This window comes from Thalassococcus lentus (assembly GCF_028023555.1).
In the GTDB taxonomy this organism is placed as follows: Bacteria; Pseudomonadota; Alphaproteobacteria; order Rhodobacterales; family Rhodobacteraceae; genus Thalassococcus_A; species Thalassococcus_A lentus.
The window spans coordinates 20801-34526 of the sequence record NZ_JAQIOY010000003.1 but is presented as its reverse complement, the minus strand read 5'-3'; the positions used below and the strand labels follow the sequence as shown (position 1 = coordinate 34526).

The following is a 13726-nucleotide window of genomic DNA, read 5'->3' as shown; positions in this document are numbered from 1 at the left end:
CAGCCTTACAATTTTGCAAAGTTCAGAATAACCCGCAGGCCAGTGGGCTTTTGGGCGGAAAATTCCAGCCTTGCGCCATGCCGTTCAGACACCGCCCGGACCAATGCAAGCCCCAAACCCGAACCTTCGGTGGTCCGGGCAGCGTCGAGCCGGACCATCGGTTTGACGATTTCGTCGAACTGGGCAGGGTCAACACCCGGCCCATCATCGGCCACACCTACAGATTGCCCCTGCGCAACAAGGGTAATCGTCGAGCCACCATGGACCAAAGCATTCTGGATGAGGTTGGCCATGGCCTGCACCAACATCTGCCGGTCCGCCTGAACCTGCCCCGGTGTCGATACGTCAATTTTCAGGTCTTTGCCCACATCTTCCACAACCGGGCCAAAAGTATCGGCCAGTTCTTCGACGAATGGCTCCAAGGCAACCGTTTCGAATCCGTCGCGCCCCTGCTGCGCTTCGATCCGGGCAACGCGCATGATCGTGTCGAAAATCGCTGACAAACGGCTGGCTTCTTCCAGTGCTGCGCCTCGGGCCGCACCATCAGGCAGCATTTCCAGCTTGGCCCGCAGGCGTGCAAGCGGAGTGCGCAGATCATGCGCGATGCTGGCGCTCAAATGGCGTGTTTGCGCCACAAGGCGTTCCAGCTCGGTCGCCGTATGGTCCAGTTGGTGCGCGATATCGTCCAGATCGTCCTTGCGTCTGTGATGCTCTGTCCGTGCGGTCAGGTCACCCGCCGCCAATTGATCCAGCGTTGCGCTTATGCGTTGTACACGGCGTTGGGCCATCGAACCTGTAACCAGCCCAATGATCAGGCTCAAAACGATCACCAGACCGGCCGTGGTCCAAAGGATACCGCCCAGCACCTCCTGAGCCTGAGAGCTGACTTCCAAAGGCACGGCAACCATGACCGGCGTGTTCTGACTGTCCCGCGACACCAGCACGCGCCAAATGTCAGATCGCAGAAAATCATGCTCCAGATCCACAGTGCCGCCGCCGCGTTCGACTGCACGGCCAAACGGTCGGGGCAATCCGTCCAGATCGTCAGGGCTGCGCATAATCATCGAGGCCGTGGTGGCTTGGGCAGTTTCCAGCACCGCAGCACCGGCCAGAGCGGTCAGGGTTGCGTCCACACGACGTTCCAAGGCGTCCTGGCCCAGCGTCAGTGCTACGAAAACCGAAATCGCCATTCCGACGGCAAAGACAGCGGACAACAAAAGCGAAAGCCGCAAGATCGACGAGCGTTTCAGCCAGCGCAGATTTTCCACAAACCTACCGACCAAAGACATATCCCTCGCCACGCCGCGTTTGCAGCAACGCGTCTTCAAACGGTTTGTCGATCTTGGCGCGCAGTCGACTGATGTGGGTCTCTACAACACTGGTCGTCGGGTCAAAGCTCATTTCCCAAACTTGTTCGAGCAGCATTGTGCGCGTCACCAGCCGTCCGGGACGGCGCATGAAATACTCCAGAAGCTTGAACTCCTTGGCCATCAGATCAATGGACTGCCCCTGCCGTTCACAGCGTCTGGACAAAAGATCCAGCGAAAGATCCGCGTACCGCAACACAGTCTGCGTTGCTTCGCTTTGATCCGGCCCATCGAGTCTGCGGCCCAAAGCACCCACCCGTGCCGACAACTCGGCAAATGCAAACGGTTTGGTCAGATAATCATCGCCGCCCGCTTCGAACCCTTCGACACGCGCATCAACCTCTCCCAAGGCTGTCAGGAACAGAGCAGGTGTCGTATTCTTGGAGGCGCGCAGGGATTTCAGAACTGACAATCCGTCCAGCCCCGGAACCATCCGGTCGAGGATCAAAAGATCGAAATCCTGCCCCATGGCGGCGATCAAAGCGTCTTTGCCATTTTCGAAATGATCGACGACATGGCCTTCTTCGCGAAGGCCTCCGGCGATCCAAACGCCCAGTTGCTGGTCATCTTCCAACAGCAATATCCGCATTGGTGACCCCTACTCATTCAGCAGACAGTTTGAAGGCCGCTGAATACAGCAGCCTTCGATCCGGTCAAACATTTCAATCCGCGTTACGCGTCTTCTTCTTCGTCGTCGTCATGCTTGTCGCAATCTTCGCCGTCCGCCTTGACCTTCAAAACATCGCCCGACTCGGCTGCGATCTCAACCTCCATCTCTGAACCATCTGCAGCCAGGATTTCGACTTCATAGACCTGCTGGCCCCGGTGGCGTTCAAGTTCGACTTCCTGAACTTCTCCCGGCACTTCGGCCAGCGCAATTGCAATCACCTGCTCTTCGCTCAGGCCCGTTGCCGTTGCTGCGGATTGAGCCGAAACCATGCCCGCGATGCCAGCCGACAGCAAAAGACCCGTGAGAGCGCCACCTGCAATGAATTTCTTGTCCATGTCATTTCTCCTTTTGAGGGGAGCAACAGAATGTCGCCCCGATGACACAAGACTTGGGGTGGCCAGCTTACAGCCACTTCGACCGAAGTTTACAATTTCGTAAGGACCGGAGGTTTCTGCATAGAGTAAGGACGCGCGGCCCTGGATCGTGGCCCGCGCGCTGCCAGATCACAGACCCAAAACGCGTTTCTTGCGCTCGGCCCATGTCATGATCGCCATATCAAATGTCAGGGCCATCAGGGACACACATATCCCTAGGACAAAGTTCTTGCCCAGATCCGTGCCAGCGAGGGTTTTCTGCAATTCCTGCCCCAGATCCTGCGTGCCGATAAAGGCGGCGATAATGACCATGAAAAATGCAAACATGATTGCCTGATTGAAACCCACGGCCATGGTTGGCAAAGCCAGTGGCAATTGGACATTCCACAGCTTCTGCATTCGGGTTGAACCCGACATATCCGCCGCTTCGTTCATTTCTGGCGGAACGCCCCGCAGGCCTTCGACGGTGTATCGAACCAACGGCACCATGGCGAAGATCAGGATGGACATTACAACAGAGGTCGCAGTGATGCCAAAGAGCATGATCGCCGGGATCAGGTAGATAAAACTTGGGAAGGTTTGTGCCGTGTCGCAGATCAACAAAACGCGCTTGGACCATTTTTCGGAACGCGCCGCGGCAATACCGATCGGCAAGCCAATCAAAGTCGCAAGGATGACAGCGGAAATCACCGAGTACAGCGTGATCACGGAACGATCCCACCACCCTGTCAGCGCGACGAGACCAAAGAAGACTGCCGCATAAATTCCGGATTTTCTGCCGCCAAGCGCCAATGCCCCCGCGACGACAAGCAGGATAAATCCTGTGGTCGGGATCGACAAAAGGAAATCGCGGAACGGGTTTAGAACCCAAACGTTGAGAACGTAGCGAATTTTCTCAGTGGTACCCTGCACAATGTCAAAAGCCAGAAACGTCTTGATGGCGGTGTCGATTTCCTTGCCCTGAGACAGGCTCTGACGGCGGCCGATTTCGGCGAACCATTCAACGAATTGCCCAAGCACCGTAAAGAAAACAAACGCGCCCAGACCGGCCAAAAGGTATTTGTGCCGCTTCCACCAAGGCGTGCCCTTTTCGAAGTGTTCGGGCAGTTTCACCACCCACGCCTTGGACAACCGATCGAGTGTTACAGCCAGCAACACGATGGTGACCCCGATTTCAAAGGATCGGCCCAGCTTGAAGCTTCCCATCATCGCGAGCAGTTTCGCGCCCAAACCGGGCATCCCGATAAAGGCGGTCAGAACCACCATCGCAAGGCAGAGCATGATGACCTGGTTCACGCCAACCAGAATTTCCGTGCGCGCGGCTGGCACGTAGACATGTCGCAACATTTGCCAGCGGGAACAACCCGACATCTTTCCTGCCTCAACAACCTCAGGAGACACCTTTTTCAGTCCAAGGGTTGTCATGAGGATCATCGGCGGGATCGCGTATATAATCGTGGCAACAGCACCTGCTGTCGGACCGACCTTGAAGAAGATGACCGCAGGCAAGAGATAGGTGAAAAACGGAAGCGTTTGCAGAACCGAAAGGATTGGTTTGATCGCCCGATCGACCCAAGCATATTTCCACGCAGCAATACCCAGACTGATGCCAATGCAAAACGCCAGAGGGGCGGCCACTAGTAGAACCGACATGGTTTCCATGGCAATCTTCCACTGACCGATCAAAGCGGTCCAGACGAATGTCCCCCCCGCCAGAACAGCAAGCCGCCAGCCGCCAAGGTAATAGCCCAGAACCGCCGCAGAGGCGGCGATCGCGCTCCACGGGATCTGTTCAAATCGAGGCCAGCGTTTCTTGCCGTAGAGCAGATTGGCCGTTGTATCGAGCATGAACTGAAGCGGACCTTCGGCAAACCAGCGCGTCAGTTTTTCCAGCCCGAGATCAGTGCGAACAAAGTTGAAGGCCGCGTCAAGCCAGACCGCGAAAGGCGGTATCCAGCTTTCCGGTAGCCGGTGCAGCCAAGCCGGCAGCAGCCCCGCGTATTGCAGCGCTGTCAGGACTATGGCGAGGCATACCAACCCCGTGGCCACTTTATTCGATGACATCTGAGGCGCTTTGCTGCCCGCTGAATTGGTCGACAGCACAGCCATCAATTCGAACCGACCAGCACGTGCAGCGCTTCCTGCCGTGAAATGGCGCCAATGACGGTGTCATTGTCCACAACAGGAATGAATTCGCGTGTGTCAGACACCAACGTCGAAGCCAGCGCATGAATGGTCGCACCCGCTGGAACGGGATCGCCTTCGCCCTTCTGATCTGGCTTGACCAGAATGCCTGCATGAACCACGCGGGATTTATCGATTTCTTCGGTGAACTTGCGCACATATTCCGTCGCCGGGTTCATGACGATCTGATCGGGCGTGTCGCATTGTTCTACGGCACCATCCTTCATGATGGCGATCCGGTCCGCCAATCGCAGCGCCTCGTCAAAATCATGCGTGATGAAAACAATCGTCTTTCCCAGCATTTCCTGAAGGCGCAAAAACTCATCCTGCATTTCGCGACGGATGAGCGGATCAAGTGCGGAAAACGGCTCATCCAGAAACCAGATATCAGGCTCGATTGCGAGACTGCGCGCGATGCCGACACGCTGCTGTTGTCCGCCTGACAGCTCTCTTGGGAAATAATCCTCGCGGCCTTCGAGGCCGACCAACTTGATGACTTCCAGCGCTCTGGCCCGTCTGGCGTGTTTGTCCTGACCACGCATTTCCAGAGGAAACGCCACGTTGTCTAAAACGGTGCGGTGCGGAAGCAAACCAAAGCTTTGAAACACCATTCCCATCTTGTTGCGGCGCAGGTCGATCAGCTCTTTTTCGGAAAGGGCCATAATGTCCTGGCCTTCGACCTCGATGGTGCCCCCGGTAATGTCGTGCAACCGCGAAAAGCAACGGACCAACGTGGACTTTCCCGAGCCGGACAGCCCCATGATCACCAGCATCTCACCGCGCCCGACCTCGATCGAGACGTCTTTCACTCCGGCGATATACCCATCAGCACGGATGTCATCATAGCTGTGTCCGGATGGCATTTTCTTCAGATAGCCGGTCGGATCATCTCCGAAGATTTTCCAGACATTTCTGCAAGCGATTACAGGTGCATCAGATGCCATGAAGGTGCCCATCCAGGTCTTGGCGATTTGGTCTTGGACCATTGCCACATGTGTTTTTTGCCAAAAGCCCTGCCCGACATGCGGACAGGGCTCGTCTTGATCGAATGTCCGAAGCTTAGTTCAACCAAGCTTTCCAGACATCTTCGTTTGCTTCAAGCCATTCGGCAGCAGCCTCTTCCGGCTCAAGCTCATCGATGTCCACCAAACGCGCCATTTCAGCGATCTGAGGGTTGGTGAAGCTGATTTTTTCCAGGACTGCGTAAGCAGTGGGCCATTTGGCTTCCATGCCTTCCCAAGCGGCCTTTTTCAGGTAACCATCAGCCGGGTTGCCACAGTCGTAAAGAGCGTCGGGGTTCGGGCCAACAGCCGGATCCTTGTCACATCCGTCGACCCATTCCGGGAACTCCACGAATTCGCCGGGCCAAACGGCTTCGGCAAAGTTGGGTGTCCAGTTGAAGACAACCACGGGGCGCTTGTCCGCTTCGGCAGCGCCGATTTCAGCCCAAAGTGCAGCTGCAGAACCCGCGTTGATCACTTCAAAGTTCATGCCCAGCGCTTCGACACGCTCTTTACCGTGCTTGAGCCAGTCAACCGGACCATCAAGATAACGGCCTTTTGAGCCTGTCTCGGCTGTTGCGAACAGTTCCGCACAGTCGTTCAGAGCTTCCCAGCTTGGCAGGCCCGGGCAAGCGTCCTTGGTCCACATCGGGTACCACCAGTCTTCGCGTGTGACCGCGTTGTGGTCGCCCACATCAACGATGCCGCCCTTTTCCAGAGCAGCGCGGAAAGATGCGCCGAACGCGCCTTCCCAAACTTCAAGCTCAAGCGTCACGTCACCCAGACGCACCGATTCATAGACGGCTTGGCTGTCTGTTGTGACGTACTCGACGTTGTTGCCCATCTCTTCAAAGATCTGGCCAACGACATTGGACATGACGATTTGTGACGACCAGTTGTGGATCGGGATTACGATCGGATCCGAACTGTCTTCGGCAAATGCGGTCAATGGAGCAAGGGCCAGCACACCCGTTGCCAACGCAGTGGTTAGTTTCTTCATTTGACGTCTCCCTGTTCATTGAGCGTCGATTGTTCCGGCCTTGGCCGCACGCTCTTGATTGCAGCCCGTACGCGCTTCCCGACGTATACGACTGTCCACGACAAACTCTCCATTTTTTCACTGTGGATCAAGTATTTTTCTTTTCAAGGGTGATTTTCTATGGCTAGCTGACTGAGTTCTCGGCAAATATTTGGCTCGGGAATGTCCGATTCACATAGAAATTGGTCCGTTGCAGCGGCGATTCCGACTGCGAAAAAAACGATCCTGCGAAAAAGGAGTCCGATTCCATGCGTTATTCCGGCTTGCGGGTCATAAAAGAGGCACTTACCGGCCATAAAGGGTGGAAACCTGCTTGGCGGGACCCGGAGCCTCAGCCCAGCTACGATATCGTCATCATTGGCGGCGGCGGTCATGGCCTTGCGACGGCTTACTACCTTGCCAAGGTCTACGGTCAAAAACGCATCGCCGTGCTGGAAAAGGGCTGGATCGGCGGTGGAAACGTCGGCCGCAACACAACCATTATCCGGTCCAACTACCTGCTGGACGGCAATGAGCCGTTCTACGAATTCTCGCTCAAGCTTTGGGAAGGGCTGGAACAGGAGTTGAACTACAATGCCATGGTTAGCCAACGCGGCATTCTCAACCTGATTCACACAGACGCCCAGCGCGACGCCTTTATAAGGCGGGGCAATGCGATGTTGTTGAATGGCGCCGACGCCGACCTTTTGACAACGGCGCAAATCAAACAGCGTTATCCATTCCTGAACACTGACAACGCGCGTTTCCCAATCAAGGGCGGTCTGGCCCAGCATCGCGGCGGAACTGTGCGACACGATGCGGTGGCTTGGGGCTATGCGCGCGGCGCGGACCAATTGGGCGTCGACATCATCCAGAACTGTGAAGTCACCGGCTTTGTGATGGAAAACGGCGCATGCACCGGCGTCGAAACATCACGCGGAGTGATCAAGGCAGGCAAGGTCGCATCCTGCGTTGCCGGATCATCCAGCCGGGTGATGGAAAAGGCTGGCATGCGGTTGCCAATCGAAAGCCACGTGCTTCAGGCCTTTGTGTCCGAAGGGCTTAAACCGGTTTTGCCGGGCGTAATCACCTTTGGTGCGGGTCACTTCTATTGCAGTCAGTCAGACAAAGGGGGCCTGGTCTTTGGTGGCGACATCGACGGCTACAACTCCTATGCGCAGCGCGGAAACCTGCCTGTGGTCGAGGACGTCTGCGAAGGCGGCATGGCCATCTTCCCGATGCTCGGGCGGGCCCGGCTCTTGCGGATGTGGGGTGGCATTATGGACATGTCGATGGACGGCTCTCCGATCATTGATCGCACACATATCGACGGGCTCTTCTTTAACGGCGGATGGTGCTACGGCGGCTTCAAGGCAACTCCGGCTTCCGGATATGTCTACGCGCATCTGCTCGCCACGGGTGAGCCCCATCCCACTGCCACTGCCTACCGTTTTGATCGCTTCAATCGTGGTTTGATGATTGACGAAAAAGGCATGGGCAACCAGCCCAACCTGCATTGAGGGGCGCGCAATCATGATAATCAATCATCCTCTTCTGGGCCCGCGGGATTCGTCAGAGTTTACCTATTTGGGTGACGCATCCTTGATCCACAGGCCTGACTGGCAACAACCAGACGCCGTGCAGCAATTTGCCGACTACGGATATCTGCGAAGCAATCCCGCCGGGCAACATCGCGAACTCTGGTTCCACGAAGGCGGCGATCGGTCATGGCTGGTCGTGACGCGGGATACCACAACCCACGAAATCACCTTGGTCGAACTGGCAAGGGATGTCGCCCGTCGGGAGGGCCGTTCAACATGACACAGTCGAACCGGGTGCAAGGCGGATTGATCAACCGTGACAAGACGATCAATTTCACATTCGACGGCAAACGCTACCAAGGCTTCGAAGGCGACACGCTCGCCTCGGCTCTTTTGGCGAACAATGTCCGGCTTATGGGACGGTCCTTCAAATATCATCGCCCCAGAGGACCGCTGACCGCCGGTTCTGAAGAGCCAAACGCCATTGTGGAATTGCGCGAAGGTGCGCGGCAGGAACCCAACACACGCGCGACAACAGCCGAGCTTTTCGATGGCTTGACTGCGAAATCGCAAAACCGATGGCCGTCCTTGGCCTTTGATGCGATGGCGATCAACGACCGGCTGTCCAACTTTTTTGCAGCGGGCTTTTACTACAAGACCTTCATGTGGCCGGCGGCCTTTTGGGAAAAGGTCTATGAACCGATCATCCGCAAAGCGGCCGGGTTGGGTTCTTTGTCTTTGAAATCGGACCCCGACAGCTATGACAAAGGCTTTTTGCATTGCGATCTTTTGGTCGTGGGCGCCGGGCCGTCAGGATTGATGGCTGCTCTCACGGCCGCTCGGGCTGGCGCGCAAGTCATCGTGGCCGATGAAGACTTCATGCTGGGTGGACGTCTGAACTCCGAAAGCCTGACGGTTGGAGATCAAACCGGACATGCGTGGGCCCAAAGCACTGCTGCAGAACTGGCGACAATGCCAAACGTCCGGATCATGCCCAGAACGACCGTGATTGGCGCGTTCGATCATGGCATCTACGGCGCTGTAGAACGCATCGCAGATCATCTGCCAACACCACCCGAAGGAAAACCGCGTCAGATCCTTTGGCGCATTTACTCAAAACAGACAATTCTGGCCACTGGCGCGATCGAACGTCCGATTGCATTCGAACAGAATGACCGTCCCGGGATCATGCTGGCCTCTGCATTGCGGAGCTATGTGAACCGCTGGGCAGCAGCCCCGGCCAAACGCGTGGCCGTCTTTACCAACAACGATGACGGGCACCGAACGGCCACGGATCTGCACGCCAAGGGCATCAAGATCGCTGCGGTTATCGATTCACGCCCAGATGCACCAACAAGCACCGACTATGAAGTTCTGCGCGGCGCGCAGATTAAGGACACCATGGGCCGTCTCGGACTGACCTTCGTAAAGGTCGCGCAGGCAGACGGATCGCAGCGCACCATTGAGTGCGGCGCACTGGGCGTGTCAGGCGGCTGGAACCCGAACGTTCATCTGGCGAGTCATCAAAGAGGTCGCCCAACCTGGAATGCAGAAATCGCGGCATTTGTTCCCGGAGATACCTTGCCGCATGGCATGCATCCTGCCGGATGTGCTGCGGGTCTATTTTCGACACATGCCACGCTGAAAAGTGGTGTGGACATGGCTGAAGCTGCGTTGAGCGCGCTCGGTCACAAGGTGATCAGGCCCGGTCTGCCAGAGACTGAAGATGCCCCGGTCCGGATCACCCCCTTCTGGCATGTTGAGGGCGCAAAGCGTGCTTGGCTGGATCAACAAAACGATGTGACCGCCAAAGACGTAAAGCTGGCGCATCAGGAGAATTTTCAATCTGTTGAGCATCTCAAACGGTACACCACGCTGGGGATGGCTACAGATCAGGGCAAGACATCGAATATGGGCGGTCTCGCGATCATGGCGGAACTTGCGGGCAAAGCGATCCCACAGGTCGGCACCACGATCTTTCGGCCACCTTACACTCCGACGGCCATCGGCGCCTTTGCCGGGCGGTCGCGAGACGAGGATTTCAGACCGGTCCGCAAGACACCCTCTCACACCTGGGCCGAGGAACAAGGCGCGGTTTTCGTCGAGGTCGGTATGTGGCTGCGCGCGCAGTGGTTCCCCAAGGCCGGCGAAACGCACTGGCGTCAGTCCGTGGACCGCGAGGTGCTACAAACCCGCAAGAGTGTCGGCATCTGTGACGTGACAACTCTGGGTAAGATTGACGTTCAAGGCACCGATGCGGCCACTTTCCTGAACAAGATCTACTGCAACCCGTTTGCCAAGGTCCCGGTCGGCAAGGTCCGCTATGGCCTTATGCTGCGTGAAGACGGCATCGCTATGGATGACGGCACCGCGGCACGCATGGCCGAAGACCACTTTGTTGTGACCACCACAACAGCCAACGCGGTTGGCGTCTATCGGCATATGGAGTTTGTGCGGCAATGCCTGTTCCCCGATCTGGATGTTCAACTGATCTCCACGACCGAAGCATGGGCACAGTATTCCGTCGCCGGGCCCAACGCGCGCAAGCTTTTGCAAAAGGTCGTAGACCCCGAACACGACATCTCGAACGAGGCGTTTCCCTATATGGCCTGCGGCGACATCAGCGTGAGCGGCGTACGTGCCCGTTTGTTCCGCATTTCGTTCTCTGGCGAACTTGCGTATGAAATTGCCGTTCCAACACGCTACGGCGATGCATTGATCCGCAAACTGGTCGAGGCCGGTGAAGAATTTGATGCAGTGGTCTATGGCACCGAAGCGCTGGGTGTCATGAGGATTGAAAAGGGCCATGCCGCCGGCAACGAGTTGAACGGAACGACCACGGCATTGAACCTTGGCATGGCGCGTATGGTCAACAAGAAGAAAGACAGCATCGGGTCCACCCTGTCAGAACGGGACGGGCTGAACACCGATGACGCCTTGAAACTTGTGGGGCTCAAGCCCGTTGATGCAGCCAATCCGGTGCCCGCCGGTGCGCATTTGATGACCAAAAGCGATCCCGTCGATGCGTCCCATGATCAAGGCTATGTCACATCGGCCTGTTTCTCACCAAACCTCGGGCATCATATCGCTATCGGTTATCTGAAACGCGGCGACGCGCGCATGGGCGAAGTCATCCGGCTGGTCAGCCCTCTGACCGGCGTGGACCACGATGTCGAAGTGGTCAGCGCCCATTTCATCGACCCCGAAGGAGACCGGCTCCGTGTCTGACTTTCGTCCCCTAACCCCGCTGGGCGCGCATGAACCGCGCACAGATACGCATGGTCCGGTCACTCTGACCGAAGTGGTGGATACCGCCTTGGCCTCTTGTTCATCTCGGCTTGGGCACGAAGCGCAAGTGCGATCCGCGCTTCAGGACTTTTTAGGCTTTGCTCTGCCAGAGCCAGGGCAAAGCGTTTCGAACGATCCCTATGGCGCATTCTGGATGGGTCCAGATCAGTGGATGATCTGCGCACCCCATGGCACACATGAGGATCTTGCTGCTCAAATCAAAGAAGCTGTCGGCGAAACAGCCAGCGTCACAGAGCAGAACGATGCGTGGTGCCGATTTGATCTGACCGGAGACCACCTGCCCGCGGTATTCGAGCGGCTGTGCGCAGTTGATTTGCGTAGCGGGTCCGGCGGAGAAGCAACAAGAACCAGCATCGACCATCTTGGCTGCTTTCTTGTCATGACCAACCCTGATCATGTCCGCGTTTTGGGCCCCCGCTCTTCTGCGGGCTCGCTTCATCACGCGCTGCTTACGGCGATGCGCTCCGCGCTCTGAGCCACAGCATCGTTGCTCAGACAGATGGCACGGACAGGTTGCCTTTGACACGGAACAAGTTGATCCGGTTGCGGTCTTGTTTGGGCGTTACGTCAAAGGCGGATTGATAGTGCTTTGAAAAAGTCTGAAGGCTGCCGTACCCGACCGCAGCAGCGATTTCGCCAAGCCGTTCGTTCGTGTAGCGCACCATTTGCCGTGCCGCATCCATGCGCAGTTTGCGATAGTAGTGCGTGGGGCTCAAACCGGTGGATTGTTTGAATGACCGCTCAAGATGGCGGGCCGTGATCCCCAGTTGATCGGCCAGCTCTCCGATCCCAACTGGCTCAGACAGGTTTTCCGTCAAAATGCGCACAGCGCGGGAAATCAACGGCGATAGCGCATCGCCGGTGTCGCCGGTGCTGAGGGACGGAACCGCCTGAGACACACCCGTGTTGCGAATGACAGGGTGCTGGAACCAACAGGCGACTTCGGTCGCGATGCCGTTGCCCAGCTTTTGCTTGATGATGTGCAACGACAGATCAAACGCTGCGGCCGCGCCTGCCGCGGTCAACAAGGATTCAGAGATCTCAATCACCTGATCCGAGCTGTTCTGTTCCGGAAAATCGGTGTCGAACGCAGCCTTGTAACACCAATGAACCGCCAGCGGCTTGCCCTTGGCCAGCTCGGCACGAACAAGGGGAAAAACACCACCACTGACAGCGCCAACCGCTGTTCCATGACGCTGCAATGATCGAAGTTTGGCAGCGCTGGAGTCGCTTTTGAATTGTGCGTTCGGGCCAGACAGCAAGATCAGCAAATCCAGATCCCGTATTTGATCCAGCGTTTTTCCAGGCTCAAACGCCACCAAGGCACTGGCGTCGACACGATCCAAAGTCTCTGAAATCAAGACCCATTCAAAGGCCTTGGTATCCGAAATTTCATTGGCCGCGCGAAGCGGTTCGATCATCGACGTCAGGCAAGCCATCGGAAAGCCCGGGAAGATCATAAAACCGGTTGAGAAGGGTCTTTGCATGGTATCCGCCAGTTCTGAGCAATCAAAATTATACTCACAGGAATAATTGTAGCAATAAGAAGAAACTTCGCTACACTTTTCAGAATGGACAGGCCCGCGGGTCCATCGTAAGGAGGCGCGATTATGGAACAAGCTGAATTGGTAGCAGAAATGAGCACGCGCCTAACGCAAGATCCACATTCCATTCGATCCTCACGAGAGAAAGTTCTTGAGGTCGCGATCGGGCGAGAAGTCCGGGCATTCCGAAAAGCTCACGGCACCACAGTTGCCGAATTGTCGGAATTGACCGGTTTGTCCATTGGCATGCTTTCAAAGATTGAAAACGGCAACACCTCGCCCTCGCTTTCGACGCTGCAAACGCTGGCGAATGCGCTCTCCGTGCCGCTCACTTCTTTTTTCCGTCAATACGAAGAACGCCGTGAAGCCGTACACACGAAATCCGGCGACGGGGTTGAAATCGAACGGGACGGCACCCGCGCCGGCCATCAGTATAATCTGCTTGGACACCTTGGCAGCAATTCCAGTGGTGTCATGGTGGAGCCGTATTTGATCGAGCTCACCACGGAAAGCGACACCTTCGAGACGTTTCAGCACGGCGGGATCGAAACGATCTACATGCTGGAAGGCGCAGTCGATTACCGGCACGGTTCAGAGGTCTATCCCCTGCGGCCCGGTGATACGTTGTTTTTCGACGCGGATGCGCCGCATGGGCCAGAGAACCTTGTTCAGCTGCCAGCGAAATATCTGTCGATCATCAGTTACCCTCAGGGCTGAT

General features: G+C 56.6%; 12 protein-coding genes. 5 read left to right on the top strand and 7 right to left on the bottom strand.

The genetic code is table 11. The features are described from left to right. Nucleotides 1-5: 5 nt before the first annotated feature. From PFY00_RS09200 to PFY00_RS09175, 6 genes are all read right to left on the bottom strand, one after another. Nucleotides 6-1289: a sensor histidine kinase gene (locus PFY00_RS09200; RefSeq protein ID WP_271432264.1), complete on the bottom strand. Its 1284-nt coding sequence runs from the start codon at nt 1287-1289 to the stop codon at nt 6-8. After that, nucleotides 1273-1956, bottom strand: a complete 684-nt coding sequence (locus tag PFY00_RS09195) for a winged helix-turn-helix domain-containing protein (RefSeq protein WP_271432263.1) — start codon at nt 1954-1956, stop codon at nt 1273-1275. Before PFY00_RS09195 ends, PFY00_RS09200 begins: the two co-directional genes overlap by 17 nt. An 83-nt stretch (nt 1957-2039) precedes the next feature. Beyond that, on the bottom strand, nt 2040-2372 hold the full coding sequence (locus PFY00_RS09190) for a PepSY domain-containing protein (protein WP_271432262.1): 333 nt from the start codon (nt 2370-2372) through the stop codon (nt 2040-2042). Between the two features lie 168 nt (nt 2373-2540). Next, nucleotides 2541-4520, bottom strand: coding sequence for an ABC transporter permease (locus PFY00_RS09185; RefSeq protein WP_271432261.1), 1980 nt, complete (start codon nt 4518-4520; stop codon nt 2541-2543). Beyond that, nucleotides 4520-5539, bottom strand: coding sequence for a quaternary amine ABC transporter ATP-binding protein (locus PFY00_RS09180; protein WP_271432930.1), 1020 nt, complete (start codon nt 5537-5539; stop codon nt 4520-4522). The genes PFY00_RS09185 and PFY00_RS09180 overlap by 1 nt, the downstream gene beginning before the upstream one ends. Before the next feature lie 115 nt (nt 5540-5654). Further along, nucleotides 5655-6596 carry an ABC transporter substrate-binding protein gene (locus tag PFY00_RS09175; RefSeq protein ID WP_271432260.1) on the bottom strand — a complete coding sequence of 314 codons (942 nt, stop codon included), beginning with the start codon at nt 6594-6596 and terminating at the stop codon, nt 5655-5657. Between the two features lie 287 nt (nt 6597-6883). Here PFY00_RS09175 and PFY00_RS09170 point away from each other — a divergent pair, with 287 nt between their 5' ends. From PFY00_RS09170 to PFY00_RS09155, 4 genes are read left to right on the top strand one after another with little or no spacing between them, the layout of a single operon-like run. After that, nucleotides 6884-8134 (top strand): sarcosine oxidase subunit beta family protein, encoded by a 1251-nt coding sequence (locus PFY00_RS09170; protein ID WP_271432259.1) that lies wholly within the window; start codon nt 6884-6886, stop codon nt 8132-8134. Nucleotides 8135-8147: 13 nt separating this feature from the next. After that, entirely contained in the window at nt 8148-8435 is a 288-nt protein-coding gene (locus tag PFY00_RS09165) for a sarcosine oxidase subunit delta (RefSeq protein WP_271432258.1), read from the top strand. Beyond that, nucleotides 8432-11383 carry a sarcosine oxidase subunit alpha family protein gene (locus PFY00_RS09160; protein WP_271432257.1) on the top strand — a complete coding sequence of 984 codons (2952 nt, stop codon included), beginning with the start codon at nt 8432-8434 and terminating at the stop codon, nt 11381-11383. Before PFY00_RS09165 ends, PFY00_RS09160 begins: the two co-directional genes overlap by 4 nt. Further along, the gene (locus PFY00_RS09155; RefSeq protein ID WP_271432256.1) at nt 11376-11939 is read left to right on the top strand and encodes a sarcosine oxidase subunit gamma; all 564 of its coding nucleotides are present in this window, start codon (nt 11376-11378) and stop codon (nt 11937-11939) included. Before PFY00_RS09160 ends, PFY00_RS09155 begins: the two co-directional genes overlap by 8 nt. A gap of 16 nt (nt 11940-11955) precedes the next feature. On the opposite strand, the gene PFY00_RS09150 is transcribed toward PFY00_RS09155, so the two are convergent. After that, nucleotides 11956-12951, bottom strand: a complete 996-nt coding sequence (locus PFY00_RS09150) for a GlxA family transcriptional regulator (RefSeq protein WP_271432255.1) — start codon at nt 12949-12951, stop codon at nt 11956-11958. Between the two features lie 150 nt (nt 12952-13101). Between PFY00_RS09150 and PFY00_RS09145 the strand changes: the two genes are divergently transcribed. Beyond that, nucleotides 13102-13725, top strand: a complete 624-nt coding sequence (locus PFY00_RS09145) for a helix-turn-helix domain-containing protein (RefSeq protein WP_271432254.1) — start codon at nt 13102-13104, stop codon at nt 13723-13725. Nucleotide 13726 lies beyond the last annotated feature (1 nt).

Excerpts from the sequence above, each read along its gene's own strand:
- PFY00_RS09200 (WP_271432264.1), bottom strand. The coding sequence starts at position 1,289 with ATGTCTTTGGTCGGTAGGTTTGTGGAAAATCTGCGCTGGCTGAAACGC.
- PFY00_RS09195 (WP_271432263.1), bottom strand. The coding sequence starts at position 1,956 with ATGCGGATATTGCTGTTGGAAGATGACCAGCAACTGGGCGTTTGGATC.
- PFY00_RS09190 (WP_271432262.1), bottom strand. The coding sequence starts at position 2,372 with ATGGACAAGAAATTCATTGCAGGTGGCGCTCTCACGGGTCTTTTGCTG.
- PFY00_RS09185 (WP_271432261.1), bottom strand. The coding sequence starts at position 4,520 with ATGGCTGTGCTGTCGACCAATTCAGCGGGCAGCAAAGCGCCTCAGATG.
- PFY00_RS09180 (WP_271432930.1), bottom strand. The coding sequence starts at position 5,539 with ATGGCATCTGATGCACCTGTAATCGCTTGCAGAAATGTCTGGAAAATC.
- PFY00_RS09175 (WP_271432260.1), bottom strand. The coding sequence starts at position 6,596 with ATGAAGAAACTAACCACTGCGTTGGCAACGGGTGTGCTGGCCCTTGCT.
- PFY00_RS09170 (WP_271432259.1), top strand. The coding sequence starts at position 6,884 with ATGCGTTATTCCGGCTTGCGGGTCATAAAAGAGGCACTTACCGGCCAT.
- PFY00_RS09165 (WP_271432258.1), top strand. The coding sequence starts at position 8,148 with ATGATAATCAATCATCCTCTTCTGGGCCCGCGGGATTCGTCAGAGTTT.
- PFY00_RS09160 (WP_271432257.1), top strand. The coding sequence starts at position 8,432 with ATGACACAGTCGAACCGGGTGCAAGGCGGATTGATCAACCGTGACAAG.
- PFY00_RS09150 (WP_271432255.1), bottom strand. The coding sequence starts at position 12,951 with ATGCAAAGACCCTTCTCAACCGGTTTTATGATCTTCCCGGGCTTTCCG.
- PFY00_RS09145 (WP_271432254.1), top strand. The coding sequence starts at position 13,102 with ATGAGCACGCGCCTAACGCAAGATCCACATTCCATTCGATCCTCACGA.